Annotated in this window: 9 protein-coding genes, 1 other RNA gene and 1 pseudogene; 5 read left to right on the top strand and 6 right to left on the bottom strand. The window is 54.6% G+C overall.

Features of this window, described 5'->3' with window-relative positions:
* Nucleotides 1–135: 135 nt before the first annotated feature.
* Nucleotides 136–972: a BrxR family helix-turn-helix transcriptional regulator gene (locus AAEZ09_RS09160; RefSeq protein ID WP_350599262.1), complete on the bottom strand. Its 837-nt coding sequence runs from the start codon at nucleotides 970–972 to the stop codon at nucleotides 136–138.
* Nucleotides 973–1,130: 158 nt separating this feature from the next.
* Between AAEZ09_RS09160 and AAEZ09_RS09155 the strand changes: the two are divergent.
* The 5 genes and pseudogenes from AAEZ09_RS09155 (at nucleotide 1,131) to AAEZ09_RS09135 (ending at nucleotide 7,256) form a co-directional block, all read left to right on the top strand.
* A pseudogene (locus AAEZ09_RS09155) lies at nucleotides 1,131–1,387 on the top strand (hypothetical protein).
* Nucleotides 1,388–1,396: 9 nt separating this feature from the next.
* Nucleotides 1,397–2,449, top strand: coding sequence for an ADP-ribosylglycohydrolase family protein (locus tag AAEZ09_RS09150; RefSeq protein WP_350599141.1), 1,053 nt, complete (start codon nucleotides 1,397–1,399; stop codon nucleotides 2,447–2,449).
* Nucleotides 2,450–2,961: 512 nt separating this feature from the next.
* A complete protein-coding gene (locus AAEZ09_RS09145) occupies nucleotides 2,962–3,837 on the top strand; it encodes a putative GTPase (RefSeq protein WP_350599138.1) in 876 nt (291 codons plus the stop codon).
* Between the two features lie 55 nt (nucleotides 3,838–3,892).
* Nucleotides 3,893–5,524, top strand: coding sequence for a GTPase (locus AAEZ09_RS09140; RefSeq protein WP_350599137.1), 1,632 nt, complete (start codon nucleotides 3,893–3,895; stop codon nucleotides 5,522–5,524).
* Nucleotides 5,511–7,256 carry a LeoA/HP0731 family dynamin-like GTPase gene (locus AAEZ09_RS09135; protein ID WP_350599136.1) on the top strand — a complete coding sequence of 582 codons (1,746 nt, stop codon included), beginning with the start codon at nucleotides 5,511–5,513 and terminating at the stop codon, nucleotides 7,254–7,256. The genes AAEZ09_RS09140 and AAEZ09_RS09135 overlap by 14 nt, the downstream gene beginning before the upstream one ends.
* 48 nt (nucleotides 7,257–7,304) lie before the next feature.
* Here AAEZ09_RS09135 and AAEZ09_RS09130 read toward each other — a convergent pair whose 3' ends face one another.
* From AAEZ09_RS09130 to AAEZ09_RS09110, 5 genes are all read right to left on the bottom strand, one after another.
* Complete coding sequence (locus tag AAEZ09_RS09130) at nucleotides 7,305–8,771, bottom strand: DUF726 domain-containing protein (RefSeq protein ID WP_350599133.1); 1,467 nt, start codon at nucleotides 8,769–8,771, stop codon at nucleotides 7,305–7,307.
* A gap of 699 nt (nucleotides 8,772–9,470) precedes the next feature.
* Complete coding sequence (locus tag AAEZ09_RS09125; protein WP_350599131.1) at nucleotides 9,471–11,075, bottom strand: hypothetical protein; 1,605 nt, start codon at nucleotides 11,073–11,075, stop codon at nucleotides 9,471–9,473.
* 299 nt (nucleotides 11,076–11,374) lie between these two features.
* On the bottom strand, nucleotides 11,375–12,631 hold the full coding sequence (locus tag AAEZ09_RS09120) for an integrase domain-containing protein (RefSeq protein WP_350599260.1): 1,257 nt from the start codon (nucleotides 12,629–12,631) through the stop codon (nucleotides 11,375–11,377).
* Between the two features lie 185 nt (nucleotides 12,632–12,816).
* Nucleotides 12,817–13,213: a transfer-messenger RNA gene (gene ssrA / locus AAEZ09_RS09115) on the bottom strand.
* A gap of 99 nt (nucleotides 13,214–13,312) precedes the next feature.
* Entirely contained in the window at nucleotides 13,313–13,594 is a 282-nt protein-coding gene (locus tag AAEZ09_RS09110; protein WP_122837448.1) for a PA2433 domain-containing protein, read from the bottom strand.
* Between the last annotated feature and the right edge of the window lie 20 nt (nucleotides 13,595–13,614).

Raw genomic sequence — 13,614 nt, 5'->3', positions numbered from 1 at the left:
TGAATCAGAAGCAACGGGATGGACTCTCCTCACCTCGGGATCTTGAGTGTCAGACTGCAAGTGCGAATCTCAGTCAACAGTGAGAAGGGGTCCGGATTCCCGGCGTGGAAGTCCACGCCATCCACCACTTGAGCGTCAACCATTCATAAGCCAAGGCTTCAGTTCCTTGAGATTGGTCACCACTATTTGTTGCGCTTCAGGATTAGTGGTCAGGTTTCTGGGGTCGATCTGATAGCGTTGCAATACATACTTCACCAGCGCCCTGCGACTGGGAACCACTAGCTGGCCATCAACCATGCCGAAGTCGGTTTCGATGATTGACTTCTGCGCTGCGTTCAATCGCCCATCGGCTGCAAAGATGACGGGGATCTCGGTATTCCAGTCTTCATCCAGCTTACGAGTGTTCGGCGATTCGTCGAGCAAATCCGGCTGGCCCCGTAGACGGCTGAGTACAAAGTCGCGGTACTGGCCGTTTTTTTCACAGTAAGCCCGCACATGCCAGCGCATACCGGTATAGACCAGCGTGTGAGGGGTTATGAGGCGAATCTCCACGTTCGGGGTATTGAGCGACACGTACTCGGTTTCGAGGCGCAGGCCATCGCGACAAGCCTTGAGCAATGGGCGCAGGACTTCCGGCCGAATCGGACGATCAGGGACTTCGAGCACCTTGGTGTGGGCGTAGGCCAGGGCGAGCCCATCGATGTGCGGGGCGCGTTCGTTGTTCTGGTAAAGCAGGTGCAAATAGGCGCTGGCGCTGTCGTCGATGAACAGCGGCGTGAACGTCTTGCTGGGCACGTAGCCTTTTATTTTTTTGTCATATGTAAGATTTTTAGGCGCATGTTCTGTGATGTAGGTGTTGATGTCCTTGGACGCCTGCTGACGGCTGATGCCGAAGCTCTGCATCAAGTGTCCCGTGGTCAACCGGCCCTCCCACCAGGCAACGGTCTCAATCAAACGATAGCGAAGTGCCAGATCCTAGCGGACCTGTTCGATGGACTGCTTGCGTTTCATACCCTCTCCATGTGCGCGAATACTTTACCTGTATAAGTCTACATTCTAGACCTGTCGTTAAACACTACATATCGTGTGTCTGTCTTCAAAATGTATTGAAGTCATGAAAGGAAGTGGAGATGAGTATGTCGGAAGCGGTTTCGACGGGTGCATTGGTGATGATGGGGCAATCCTGCTGGTGCTTCTGCATCAGTGTCTGCGGCTGCATGAGCTCTGGCAGATGACTCTGGGCTGCCAGAAGAGTGTGCGCTGGGCGCGGATCTGGGAAATGGAAAACCGCGAACTGCGTTCAGCGTTGCGAGCCGAGAAAGAGCACGTCCAGCAGTTGCAGAGAAAGCTGGTGATTTTGCAGGAATTGATCCCTGCAGAAGGATGAGGAAAGGATATGAACAGACTTGAACGGATCAAGGGTTGCCTGCTCGGCGGCGCCGTCGGTGATGCGCTAGGCGCCCCAGTGGAGTTTCTCGAATGGTCAGCTATTGAAGCTAAGTTCGGTTCACAAGGTATCATTGATTTTGCCTCTGCTTTCGGTACCACCGGCGCCATCACCGACGACACTCAGATGATGCTTTTCACCGCAGAGGGCTTGCTGCGGGCTTATGTGCACAGCAGCTCACGAGGGACTTGCCACATCCCCAGCATTATTCATCATGCGTTGCTGCGCTGGCTGATAACCCAAGACTACCCTACGGCGATGCCGATCAGCGTGGACGGCTGGCTGATCAAGCAATCGGAACTCTGGTCTCGGCGCGCCCCTGGCACTACTTGCCTAGGTGCACTCAAGGCCAGTCCGCGGCTGGGAGCAGTTGCCGAGAACTACAGTAAAGGCTGTGGCGCCTTGATGCGCGTTGCGCCTTGCGCCTTTTTTGCAAACGCCTTTGACTACGCAGTCCAGTCCGGCCGCCTGACTCACGGACACCCTACGGGCTACCTGGCGGCCGGGCTGTTCGCCGATATTCTCCAGCGCATTGTCGATCGGCAAGACAGCCTGGAACACGCAGTCACTCAGAGCCTGGCCCAATATGGACAAGTGCCCGGTATGGAAGAAATACGGAGCCTCATTGAGCGCGTACTTTTCTTCTTTTACGAGGGCTACCAGCCCACTCCGCAACGAATAGGCGAGCTCGGTGGCGGATGGGTCGCCGAAGAAACGCTGGCTATCGGATTGTGGTGTGCCCTGGCAGCGCCTTCGTTCGAAGAAGGCGTAATCACGGCGGTGAATCATAGTGGCGATAGCGACAGTACCGGGCTCATCGCCGGGCACTTGTTGGGTGTTCAGTATGGTGCTGCAGCGATTCCTGCTCGGTGGTTCGAACAATTGGAGCTGCGCGAAGTGATTGTGCAAATTGCCGAGGATATTGAGCGCATTCCTCGTGAGTATTGTGGGTATGGCGGAGAGTTTGATCAGCAGATCGAACTGGCATATCCCGGTAGCTGAGAGAGCTGATGGTACTGAATTCGGACAAGTACTTAAGAGAGCAGAAATGCCAATGAAACCCAGGCCCTTTACGTATGAGTGTGAAGAGTGCGGTTGGACGAAAACAGTGGCGCCGCGCAGTGACGCATTGAGGCCGGGGGAGCGGTTTGACCGGTGTCCGAAGTGTGGGAGCAAGGCACCGAGGATGCGGGCTGCAGGATGGTTTGAGGGAGCGATAGCAGAGTTTCTGGCGCGACGGCGATTCTGAATCGTGGATGAAGTTGATGCCACGGAGAGGGAGTCTCACCCATATGCAGAGCTGAGATTCGAACCGTATTTATCTGGTGGGTGATTTTGCCAATGCGGCAGAAACCAGTCAGGAGCTGGAGGCTAGATCCTGCAAAAGTATTGCTCGGCAGGCGATTGCCAGATTGATCGTGTACTACACCGTCGATGAACTTGACAGCAATAGTGGCTAAATGCAATTTAGCCACCTTGATGTTCAGTGCAGTTGGGAACTAATAAGGAACGATATGAGTAAGGCACAGGATTTCTCCAAGCTTTACGCTCGGGTGGCGAGTGATATTGCCACGGCACTGGATGATGTCTCCAGGCTGGATGTGAGCAATGACAAGGGAAATGCGCACCTCGTCAACGTCAAGGGTAAGCTCGGCGAAATGAAGTCTCGGTTTGACTCCGAGATTTCTTATCTCGAGAAGCATGCCGAATGGGACAACTTCACCATTGCTTTCTTCGGCGAAACCAACGCAGGGAAAAGCACGATCATCGAAAGTCTGCGAATTCTGTTTGAAGAAAAGAAGCGTCAGGCACTTATCGAGAGAAACCAGGCCACTGTCAGCGATATCCAGGCGGTGTTCTCGGAGAAAAGCGACGCGCTAATCGACGAACTCAGCACTCGTTATGTCAGCTTCTGCGAGGACATTGCAGCGCTGGGAGACGACATCGGCGCCTTGGTCAACCAGACCCAGCGCGACCTGCAAAGCACTCGCCAACAGCTCGAACATACTCAGCAGGAGTACAACTACGGCAAGGAGCGGCTGAGCCATACCCTGATAGACCTCGATAGTACTCGTCAGGCGCTGCAGCGATCCGAAGCGCGTCTGGGTGAAAGCCAGATGACTCTCGGCCAGGTGCAGGGTGAACTGCAGCAAGTCGGACTGCAGCTACAAGGTGTGCGCAGCGACTTCCAACGTAGTCAGCAACAGCTGACGGAGCAGGGCACTCAGCTGCAGGCTTGCCAATCGAAATTGATTGAATGCCAACGTGAGGGCGAGGCAACGCGCATTTCGCTGGAGCAGCGCGCGAAGGTGCAATTGGTGCTCGGGTTGGTAGTGGGGGCGGCGATCGGTGTCATCGCGGGAGCGCTGGGCTATGCCCAGTTGCTGTGAGGCCAAGGCTTTTCGCTCAGCACTTATCTCTCTTTAGTCGAATCCGGACCCACCCATGCGCGAACAACATTCCTTGAGCGAGTTGGTCAGCGACAGGCTGCCAACCCTGCTGAAACAACAGAAAGAACTGGAGCGCCTGCAGCGCTGTGCAGGACAGGTCGACGGCGAAATCGTCGGTACCGGCCAGGCGGATTTCACACAGGACAATGTGATCTATGAGTTCAGCCACCAGGGCAAGAACTTCCACCTGATAGACGTGCCCGGTATCGAGGGTAACGAATCCAAGTATGAATCGATGGTCCAGGCCGCCATTGCCAAGGCCCACCTGGTGTTTTATGTAAACGGCACCAATAAGAAACCGGAGGCCGAGACCGCTCAGAAGATCAAGCATTACCTCAACCGTGATGCCAAGGTTTACGCCATCTGCAATTTGCGCGGCAAGGCGGACTCCTATGAGTTCTATAGGGACCGCGAGTCGCTTGATCGAACCCATAAAGACGCGAACGCCATTCGCGAACAGACCCGGGGAGTGCTGGAAGATATTCTCGGTGCTGAACTGGTTAGTGGTTGCCAAAGCCTGCAAGGGTTGCTGGGCTTTACCGGCGTAGCGTTCGACGAGCGAGGCCTGACCAGTATCCATTCCGGCCGGGCTGACCTGCTGAAATCGCAACGTGCCTATAAGCAGGACTTTGTCAGCCAACAAGCCATGCGCAGCTTCAGCCAGCTGGACCAGTTGCACCAGGTCATTGGTGATGGCTGCGCCAACTTCGAAGTCGACATCGTCGAAAGCAACAAGCGCAAAGTGCTGCGCCTACTGCAAGACACCGTCAATGATCTGAAGAAGCAACGGGACGAACACCAGGCGTTTACCGACAAGATCGGTGCAGAGATTCTGGAGTGCCAGAAAGCTATTCGGCTCAGTTTTGAAGAGCTGAAAAGCAGTTTCACCAAACAGCGCAGCAACGCCCTCGGTATCTTTTTCAATGAACTGACAAGTGCGGCACGGGCAGCTGTCGAAGAGCACTTCAGTGATAAAGATGATGTGGAGCGGGTGATCCAGGAGCACGTCAGTGCTGGCCAGCAGCAGCTTGCGAAAAACCTGGCAAAGAGCCAGGAGCAACTGCTTGAGCAACTGTCGCAAAGTATTGAACGGGCGCTCAAGCGTCTGCAGGAAAACGCCGAGCGGGTCAGCTTTCAACAGCGCTTGAGTGCCGCGGCCAGCAATTCACTCTCGCTTTCCAGCGCTATGGATGCAATCAGCTTCAATTTTTCCGATGTCGGCGGCTTGCTGCTGAGTGTCGGTGGTTATGCCATGAGTGGTTTCGCGCTCGGCTCGTTCTTCCCCGTGGTGGGTAACATTGTCGGCGCGGTTATTGGCGGTATCGTTGGAGTAATTGCCGCAGGCCTGAGCTACTTCTTTGGCGGGCGCAGTAAGAAGATCGCCGAGGCGCAAGCCAATGTCACCGAGGCCATCAAGAAAGAACGCGTTGCCAGCGAGAAGACATTCGATCAGGACACCCAGGCCATGCTGGCGAAAATCAAGGCGCAGATTGAGGGCTCGACCCTGAACCAGTTGGATGACGAACGTCACAAGATGGCCGACGTCGGTGCCTTGTTCGATGAAAAAATTGCCTCTATCCAGGCGCTGAAAAACGAAGTGGAAGCCAAACCCTATGGAACAATTTAAGCAGTTCAACGCCAGCAAAACCGAGGTCATCAAGTCGCTCGACAACCTCCAGAACCTTGTTGGTGCGCTTGAAAAACTGGGGCTGGACGTGACCCAGGACATCGACAAGATCAAAAAGGCTATTGGTGATGTCCAGGCCGATGCCTTGCGCATTGCCCTTCTGGGTGCGTTCTCTGACGGCAAGACCAGCGTGGTTGCCGGCTGGCTGGGCCAAGTCATGAAGGACATGAAAATCGACACCAACGAGTCTTCCGACGCTCTGGCGATCTACCGTCCTGATAACCTCCAGGACCGCTGCGAAATCGTCGATACCCCCGGTCTTTTCGGTGATAAGGAAAAAGTCGCTGAAAATGGCGCCTTGGTCCAGTACGGCGATATCACCAAGAACTACATATCCGAAGCGCACCTGATTTTCTACGTGGTCGACGCCACCAACCCGCTCAAGGAAAGCCATCAGGACATCGTTCGCTGGGTATTGCGCGATCTCAATAAGCTCAGCTCGACTATCTTCGTTATCAACAAGATGGATGAAGTGGCAGACCTGCGTGACGCCGAAGAATTTCAGCAACAGAGCAGCATCAAGAAGAACAACTTGCTGGATAAACTACAGCGTTTTGTTGACCTGTCGCCGGCCGAGCGCGAAGCGATCAACGTGGTCTGCGTTGCTTCCAACCCCAACAGCCGCGGGCTGGAGTTCTGGCTTGAGCAAAAGGACCTGTATGACCAGCGTTCGCGCATCAGCGAGCTCAAGCAGGTCACCCAACGGGTGCTGGACGGCAGCGGTCGTGAAACCCTTATCAAGAAGACTGGTATCGACGTCGTGCGCGACGTGCTGTGCAAGAAGATCGCCATCGCCAAGGATGAACTGATCAAGTTCGAGCTTCTGGCTGCTAACCAGCGTCGCGACTCGGCGCGCATCCAGGAAGACATTGATGAGGGCAAGCGCAAAGTCCTTGCCACCGTCGGCAACCTTTACCAGGAGCTTAGCAACCTGGAAAAAGACCTGCTTAACAGCATTCGCACCTTGCCCCGTGATCAGGTTCACGCCTTTCTTGAGGCGGAAATCGGTTTCACGAAGAACGACATCGGCGAGAAATTGCGGTTTCGCATCGACCATCTGTTCAGCACGGCGTTCAACCAGTCCTCCACCATCATGAATGGCATCAGCGCCAGCATCGAGCATCAGTTGGATACCTCGTCAGACTTTGCCGACAGCATCACTGCCTCGGCCTTGTCGGCCTCGAGCAGGGCGTTGAGTGCGGTGTCGAAGATTCCCGTCGAAAGCATCAAGAGTGGCGTGTTCCTAGCCCGAGAGACCCTGAAAAACCTCACCGGCTACGTTTATAAGTTCAAGCCTTGGGAAGCCACCAAACTGGCCGCCAATATCAGCCGCTGGGCAGGGCCGATCGGCGCTGGTATCCAGGTGCTGACCGACATCATCAGCGTTGCTCAGCAGCAGCGTGCGGAGGCGGAGCTCAAACAGCTGCAGAATGACCTCGCCGAAGTGGTCAAGAGCCACTTTGCCGAGCCAATGAAGCTGCTCAAAGATCACGACAAAGTGATGGAAATTTTCGCGCCGCAGATCAAAGCGTTTGAGAAGATCCTGGTCGAGCAGGAGGAAAGCCTGGACAACCTGCGCAACCGGCAAACGCAGCTGGCGGAGCTGGAGACCCATTTGAGCCAGGCGTTTAGTTCGCAAGCGGTGATTGAAGGGGAGTATCGGGTGGTTTGATCGCGTGAGCCTGGTCAGCGTTGCTGGCCAGGCCCACTAGCGTGGGCGTTAGAGCAGTCCTTCGTTATTCAGCTTCACGCGCGCATAGAAGAGTATGGCAACGGCCGGAATCAATGCCGAGTAGCCTGGTTTGACCGCACTTTTCAAATTGGTGACCGCCGTCTTCATGTGCACAGTTGGTATCAGTGCGCTGAGCGATGGCAGTATCGATGCGGATGCCAATACCAGTTCTTTGTTCGCCTTGGACAGCACCGAGCTTGTCTCCCGATACACCGGCGCAGGCGCTTCAGGTGTCGAGAAGTATGACGTTATCGTCAGGCTGGCTGCCAAGGCATCCACCTGTTCGAAGTAGCCTTTCTCGGACATGACGCCAACTTGCTGGAGAATTTCCTTCTTCGAAGCGAACGCGTGGCCCTCGCCAAAAGAAGACTGGAAGAACTGGCTGATCAGCAGTGCCTCCAGTTCGATCACTTGCGCACAATCGTGTAACTCATTTACCAGGTCATAATGCTCTGCGAGCATAAGCAGGATCTGCACGTACTTGAGCCCGCTACCCCTGGCCAGATTGACCAGGCAGTGCCCGCCGAGCAATTGCAGCTCCTTGGTCAGCAGATACAACGAATTGTCGGTTTCAAAGCTCGTCCAACTACTGGTACGCAGGTGCTTGACAACCTGGCTACGGATTCGGTCGCTGGTTAGCTCGAGCAGGTCGTAGAGCAGATGGTCGGACACAACCGGATCGGGATTCTTTAAGATTGCCTGTGCCTGAGTTGACGCTGGTAGGCCGCCTTGATAACCATGGAAACGTGAAGCTCGCAATACCCTCTCCAAACGCGGCCAATAGTCCGTATGGCCAAATTCGGGCATCTCGACGTTCTTACAGTTATCAACTGGGTTGCGACCTGCACTGGTTTCGTCAAGGTTCAACAGCAGGATATTGTCGGCGCTCGAAAAGGCATTGCACAGGCTGCCCTTGATGCGTTTGCCGATTGCAGAGGCTTCTTCCCCCGAGAGTTCAGAGGCGGCAGCCATCAACAGTACGTCACCGACTTCGAGGCCGTCAGGAGCCTGGTTGCTTAGCAGCTCGCGCAGTGCGCTGATCACCACGCGTCCACCGAGCGAGTGCCCGAGCAAGTTCACAGTCCCCACGTAGGGGTGATGCTTGAGAATGTAGGCTTCGAGTTGCTTGAGCAGTGTCTTGCCCATGGCGGTGGCGCGTTTGCGGCTGATGTTGAAATGAAGAGCGCGATCGGCGACTGCGGTACCAACGCCGGCAAGGAGGTTGAATCGGCCGGCCGCCAGAATACCTTTGGTGGACAATTCGTCGAACTGGCTCCAATGCCCCGATGGCCAGAAGGCGAAGATGTTGATGCAGTTGTGTAATGACGAAGGAATGTACCTGCGCAGGGAGGAGCGGTCTTCCATGTCGTGGCCGGCCGAGTAGCCGTGGATGAATACGTTTGCAACGGTTCCCGAGCGCTGGGGAAGTGTCAGGAATTTGAATTGGGTGCTCACTCAACGTCCTTGCATGAGGCTATAGGGTAAGGGGGATGATGGCATTGCGCTATTTTTATGTAAACGGATTTGCTAAACAGACAGGGAAGCAGCGAGAGGCGAGCAACGCAGGTATCGGTAGTGTTGGCAGGGATGATGTTCAACACATGCCAAATATCACAACAGGTTGAGTATATGTGCTGGAGCTGCTTTTGTTACTGCTACTACTGCAACAGGTGCGGATGCTGGGAGCGGTGTCGGGGTAGTTACTGCTGGTGTTGCTGTAGGAGTCTTGGGGAATTGGTTATATTTCTGTGGTTTTCGAGCTGGGGCGATAGCAGCCTTTATGCAAAAGAGCAGCTTCAGACACTCAAGTAGCCCGCGCACGTGTCCGCCTGCATGTCCCGCAGCAGGCCGATGGCAGAGAGAAGGGGGACGTGCACAATACCCAGAAGCTCACCGACTGGGGAGTGATTCCGGTAGCCAACGTGTTCAACAGAATCGGTCAGTTTCGGCCAGTCGTGGACACGTGACTTGCTGGTCAAATCCGATGCAAATGCTGGTCAGTTTTCAATCAGCGCCAACACACTGGCTCCAGTCCTTGTATTATTGCTGGCTCATTCCAGCTTCCATCGGGGAATACCTTGCGCGCGTGCCCAATACCCTGATTGAACCCGTCCCGGATGGGTCTGAATTCTGTGGTCGGTGACCGTTTCTCGATTATTGGCCCATCATTTTCTTATCTAGTTTTTTCAGCCCGGTCAAAAGGACGCGGCCTACAAAGCGGCTCGGTCTTGATGCGAGCACCTTGTAGCCCAGTTCGGCAGTGCCAACCAGCGCTCGTGCGGTACCTTCGATCGCAACGCCGACGCCTTCAAATATCGATTCAACCCCATCGCCACCGTTCTTGTGACGCTCTGCTGCATGGTTGATGCCCTGTATGGTGGCAAACAGTCCCAGCCCACCGATGCCGCTCAGTAACGCATCAGCAGCTGTATCTTTGACATCAATAACTGAGTCGCCGAGTGCAAGCTCTACCGAGCGTTCGAGTTCTTCATTGCTGTAGCCAGAGTTGATGGCTCGGGTCTGTTCTGCCACTTCTGAAGTGGCGATGACCGGAATATCCTCTTCGACGCTGTTGACGTAGACGGCGCTGGCGGTGGCTTTGAGTTGGTATGCCTGACCATCAATGATGATGTCGGTGCCAGGGTTGTTGAAATGCTCAAAAAGAGTTCCGCTTGTATCCGCAGCAACCAGCTGCTCGAAATAAGCACCTTTGGTCAAGGAGGCCAGCCCGGCGAGCTGTTCACTGGGCATGAACAGGGTTTGCCACCAGACTTCGGCATCGCTCATACCCGCGTAATTGCCGTTTACTTCTCGCAGGGCATCGTAGATATCTCCTGCTGTGGCCATATCCGCCCAGGCGGAAATCGGCACCGAAAGGGCTGAGAACCAGAGTGCCGCAGTCAGCGGTAGGTTCTCTACCTGTTCGCGCGTCACCTCGGTGGCAATGAAGTGCTGGATCTGTTGCTGGCTGGATATGATTCTATTTTTTGCCCTGTTGCTCAGCTCCGCAAAGTGCGTATCGAGTAGGGCAAAGTCCTCGGCATGTTTGCATAGCATCTTTTTCTGCATTTTCTCCAGCTCATGGATGGTTTTATCCATCTCGCTGAAGTCCAGTTCCCCGCCGTATTTCAGCTTGTTCCACCAGGACAGTGTCGGATAAGCCTGCTTCCATTGACGATGAAGCTGTTCGCGCCGCTGTTGCAGACCGCTTAGTGTATTGCGAACGCTGTTTTCGGCCATGACTAGCGGAATTCGGTTTTTGATATTTTTCAGACGCTGGTCACATTGTCTGGTTGCCTTGGCGCACTCAGCTGCAAGCTCGCTGTGCAACTGACGCCGAGTCAGGTTGTCGAGGTGTTGGTTCAGCGGGAGTTGCAGCGATTGCAGCGCCTCAGCAATCAGTGGCTGTCTCTTTGCCTGTTCGCGGACTGTGGCAATGGTGTTCTGGACAGCGGACAGTTGCTGGTTTTGCAAGGTGTTATTGAGCTTATCGAGCGTGTTTGCGTAGCTACGCTGGCGCAGGCGATGAAAGGTATAACCCGCCCATGCCAGCGCGCCGGCAAGGAATAGGGTTGCCAGTAATACGGTAAAGAGGTCGTGATAACCCACTTTCCTGCCGACAAGCAGGAAGGACTCAGCCGGCAATTGCTGCATGGCAACCATCATGAGCAGCGCCGCAACCGACAAGGCGACGGCTTGCAGTCGATACTTATGGTAGGCAACAACGCATCGTTGTAATTCTGGAGTCGAGGCGGTCACCGGATAACCACCAACAACGTGCGGTTTTTCTCCGTTTCCGGCTTGCCATTCACCAGTTGCTTAAAAGTGTCGAGTCGAGTCACGATGATGCTCATTTTCCTGGACATTTATTTTCCGATCTCGCGTGTAGCCTGGATGATCTCCAAATCGCGCTGCCCTTGCTGGGCTGCACCTCTGAAATCTGAAAGTCGTACCTAACCACCCTTAAAGTCTGGGTTGTGGGCATTTTTCAACGTAAAGATGCAAGTAGGGACGGTTGCACCATCGAAGCCGATATATTCCAACTGTGTAGCCCTTGCTCACCGTATAGCAACGACTTTTTTATCCCGATTTTCCTTGATCGCTGACACTGACAAACTGCCGGTAGCCGCATGCTGAATGTGCTCACTCCACCAGATCATCATGGGGCGTCTTCTCTCAATGTAATCTGCTCGGTTGTAAGCGCTGCGTACCTCGTCTTTGTCCACGTGCGCAAGTGCGACCTCGATCAGTTCAGCGTCCCATCCCTGTTCGTTCAGGATGGTACTGGCTATGGAGCGCATGCCGTGGCTCACCAATCGACCCTCAAAGCCCATTCGTTTCAGGGCCATGTTTGCTGTCTGGCTGTTGCAGTGAGTCCGTGGGTCTCTGTCAGCAGGGAACACGTACTCTCTGTGGCCACTGTAGGGTTTAATCGTTTCTAGCAGAGCAAGTGCGTGTTCGGTCAGTGGTATGACGTGAGCGCGTCGCTTCTTCATACGCTCCGCCGGGATCGTCCAGGTTTTCTTGTCGAGATCAATGTCAGTCCAGGAGGTCGTGGCGGCTTCCGCAGGACGGGTCATGGTGTGGAGCTGCCATTCGATCAGGCAGCGTGTGGTTCTTTTTATGCTCGCATTGGCGATGGCTACCATCAGCTCTGGCAACTCTTCGGGGCGGAGGGCGGCCATGTTCTGTTTTTTCGGCTTTTTAAAAACAGCCCGGATGCCGCTGAGCGGGTTGGCAAAGATCATTCCCGAGTTCACGCCGTAGGTCATGATCTCGTTGAGCCGTTGGGTCAGTCGCTTCACTGTCTCCAGACTGCCTTTGGTTTCTATAGGGCGCAGCAGCTCTATGACCGTCGGGGCATTGATCTGCGAGATAGGTGTTGTTCCTAGCGTTGGAAAAACATGCAGTGTGAGCGAGCGCCAGATGTCCTCGGCATAAGCTTGAGTGACGGAATCTTTTTTCAGTTCAAACCAAGCAGACGCCACGTTCTCGAATGTGTGCTCAGTTGCCTGCCTTTTTGTCTGCTCCAGCGCGCTACGTTGTACTTTTGGGTCGATGCCCTGGGCCAGAAGCTCTCTGGCTTCGACCGTTTTCTTCCTGGCTTGCGCGAGCGAGAGTTCTGGGTAGGTGCCGAGGCCCATGTTGATACGGTTCTTGGTAACCGGCTGCCGGTAGTTGAAGTTCCATAGCGTAGAGCCATTGGTTCTCACTCGCAGCTGAAGGCCGTCCCCATCGCTGAGGACGTAATCCTTGTCTTTCGGTTTCACAGCCTTGAGCTGGCGATCAGAGAGGCGGGTGGCTTGGGCGCACATGAGGTATTCCATGACAGCATTCGGTATTCCAAAAATTACCACTGAAGGGCTTGGAATACCATGTGGAATACCTTGTGACGTGGATTCTGTCGGACGTCCATGGACGCTAATGGATCATAAAGCCCTGATTTAACAGGATTTAAGGCACAAAAAAAGACGTCCGTGGACGTCTTTAGATGATGAAGTGGTGGAGCCGGGGGGATTTGAACCCCCGTCCGCCAGTACTCCGCTGTCGGTACTACATGCGTAGCCGTTTCTATTAAGTTAACCCTCAGCGACCCGAAGGGCAGGGTGCTTTGGGCGAGTTGTGTAAGTTTTAGCCGCTTCGTCCACAACGTACTGCACGGCGATTCTGTTCTATATGACAATCACTTCGGGTTTACAGACATCCCCTAGTGATTGCTGGGCCCGAAGGCACCAGAAGCTCAGGGCTAAGGCTGCTTACGCAGCGAGAGCGAATTCCTGGCCGTAGTTTTCGTCATTGGCAACTATAAGTAGTTGCAACAGTGGATTTACGAGTTCTGTTACCAACTCGGCATGCACCTAAAGTTTCGCGACCGGCGTCGAATCCTAAACGGCCCCGAACTCATTGCTCGTGAATCTTGGTGAGCAACAAGCCTGTACAGTGTACGGCAAATCGACCCGGAAGGCCAACCCGAAGGTTCACCTTCCGGGCAAGGGTCATTTATTGGTGCCGCTGCTGGCGTTCTGGATGTCCTGGATAGTCTGGGTGGTCTCAGCAATGCACTTCTCGGTGCCTTCCTTGGTGTTCATGGCCTGGTGCGCCTTGGCTTGCTGGACGCTGGCCTCGACACGGGTCTGGATTTCCGGCGCCTGGATCTGCGACTTGGCATTGGCGATGGTCTGCAGGTTCACTGCGCACAGGTCTTCAGTCGCGGCGAAAGAGGTGGAGGCCATCATGGAAGCAGTAACGAACAGACCTAACAGTACAGAACGTTTCATGTGTATCTCCTTGAACTGAG

Source organism: Pseudomonas sp. 65/3-MNA-CIBAN-0223 (genome assembly GCF_040310425.1).
Lineage (GTDB): Bacteria > Pseudomonadota > Gammaproteobacteria > Pseudomonadales > Pseudomonadaceae > Aquipseudomonas > Aquipseudomonas gregormendelii.
Note: the sequence above shows the minus strand (reverse complement) of the source record. Positions and strands in the feature narration are given on the sequence as shown.

Bases quoted from the DNA above. Each gene is read 5' to 3' on its own strand.
- AAEZ09_RS09150 (WP_350599141.1), top strand. From the start codon at position 1,397: ATGAACAGACTTGAACGGATCAAGGGTTGCCTGCTCGGCGGCGCCGTC.
- AAEZ09_RS09120 (WP_350599260.1), bottom strand. From the start codon at position 12,631: ATGTGCGCCCAAGCCACCCGCCTCTCTGATCGCCAGCTCAAGGCTGTG.
- AAEZ09_RS09145 (WP_350599138.1), top strand. From the start codon at position 2,962: ATGAGTAAGGCACAGGATTTCTCCAAGCTTTACGCTCGGGTGGCGAGT.
- AAEZ09_RS09140 (WP_350599137.1), top strand. From the start codon at position 3,893: ATGCGCGAACAACATTCCTTGAGCGAGTTGGTCAGCGACAGGCTGCCA.
- AAEZ09_RS09110 (WP_122837448.1), bottom strand. From the start codon at position 13,594: ATGAAACGTTCTGTACTGTTAGGTCTGTTCGTTACTGCTTCCATGATG.
- AAEZ09_RS09135 (WP_350599136.1), top strand. From the start codon at position 5,511: ATGGAACAATTTAAGCAGTTCAACGCCAGCAAAACCGAGGTCATCAAG.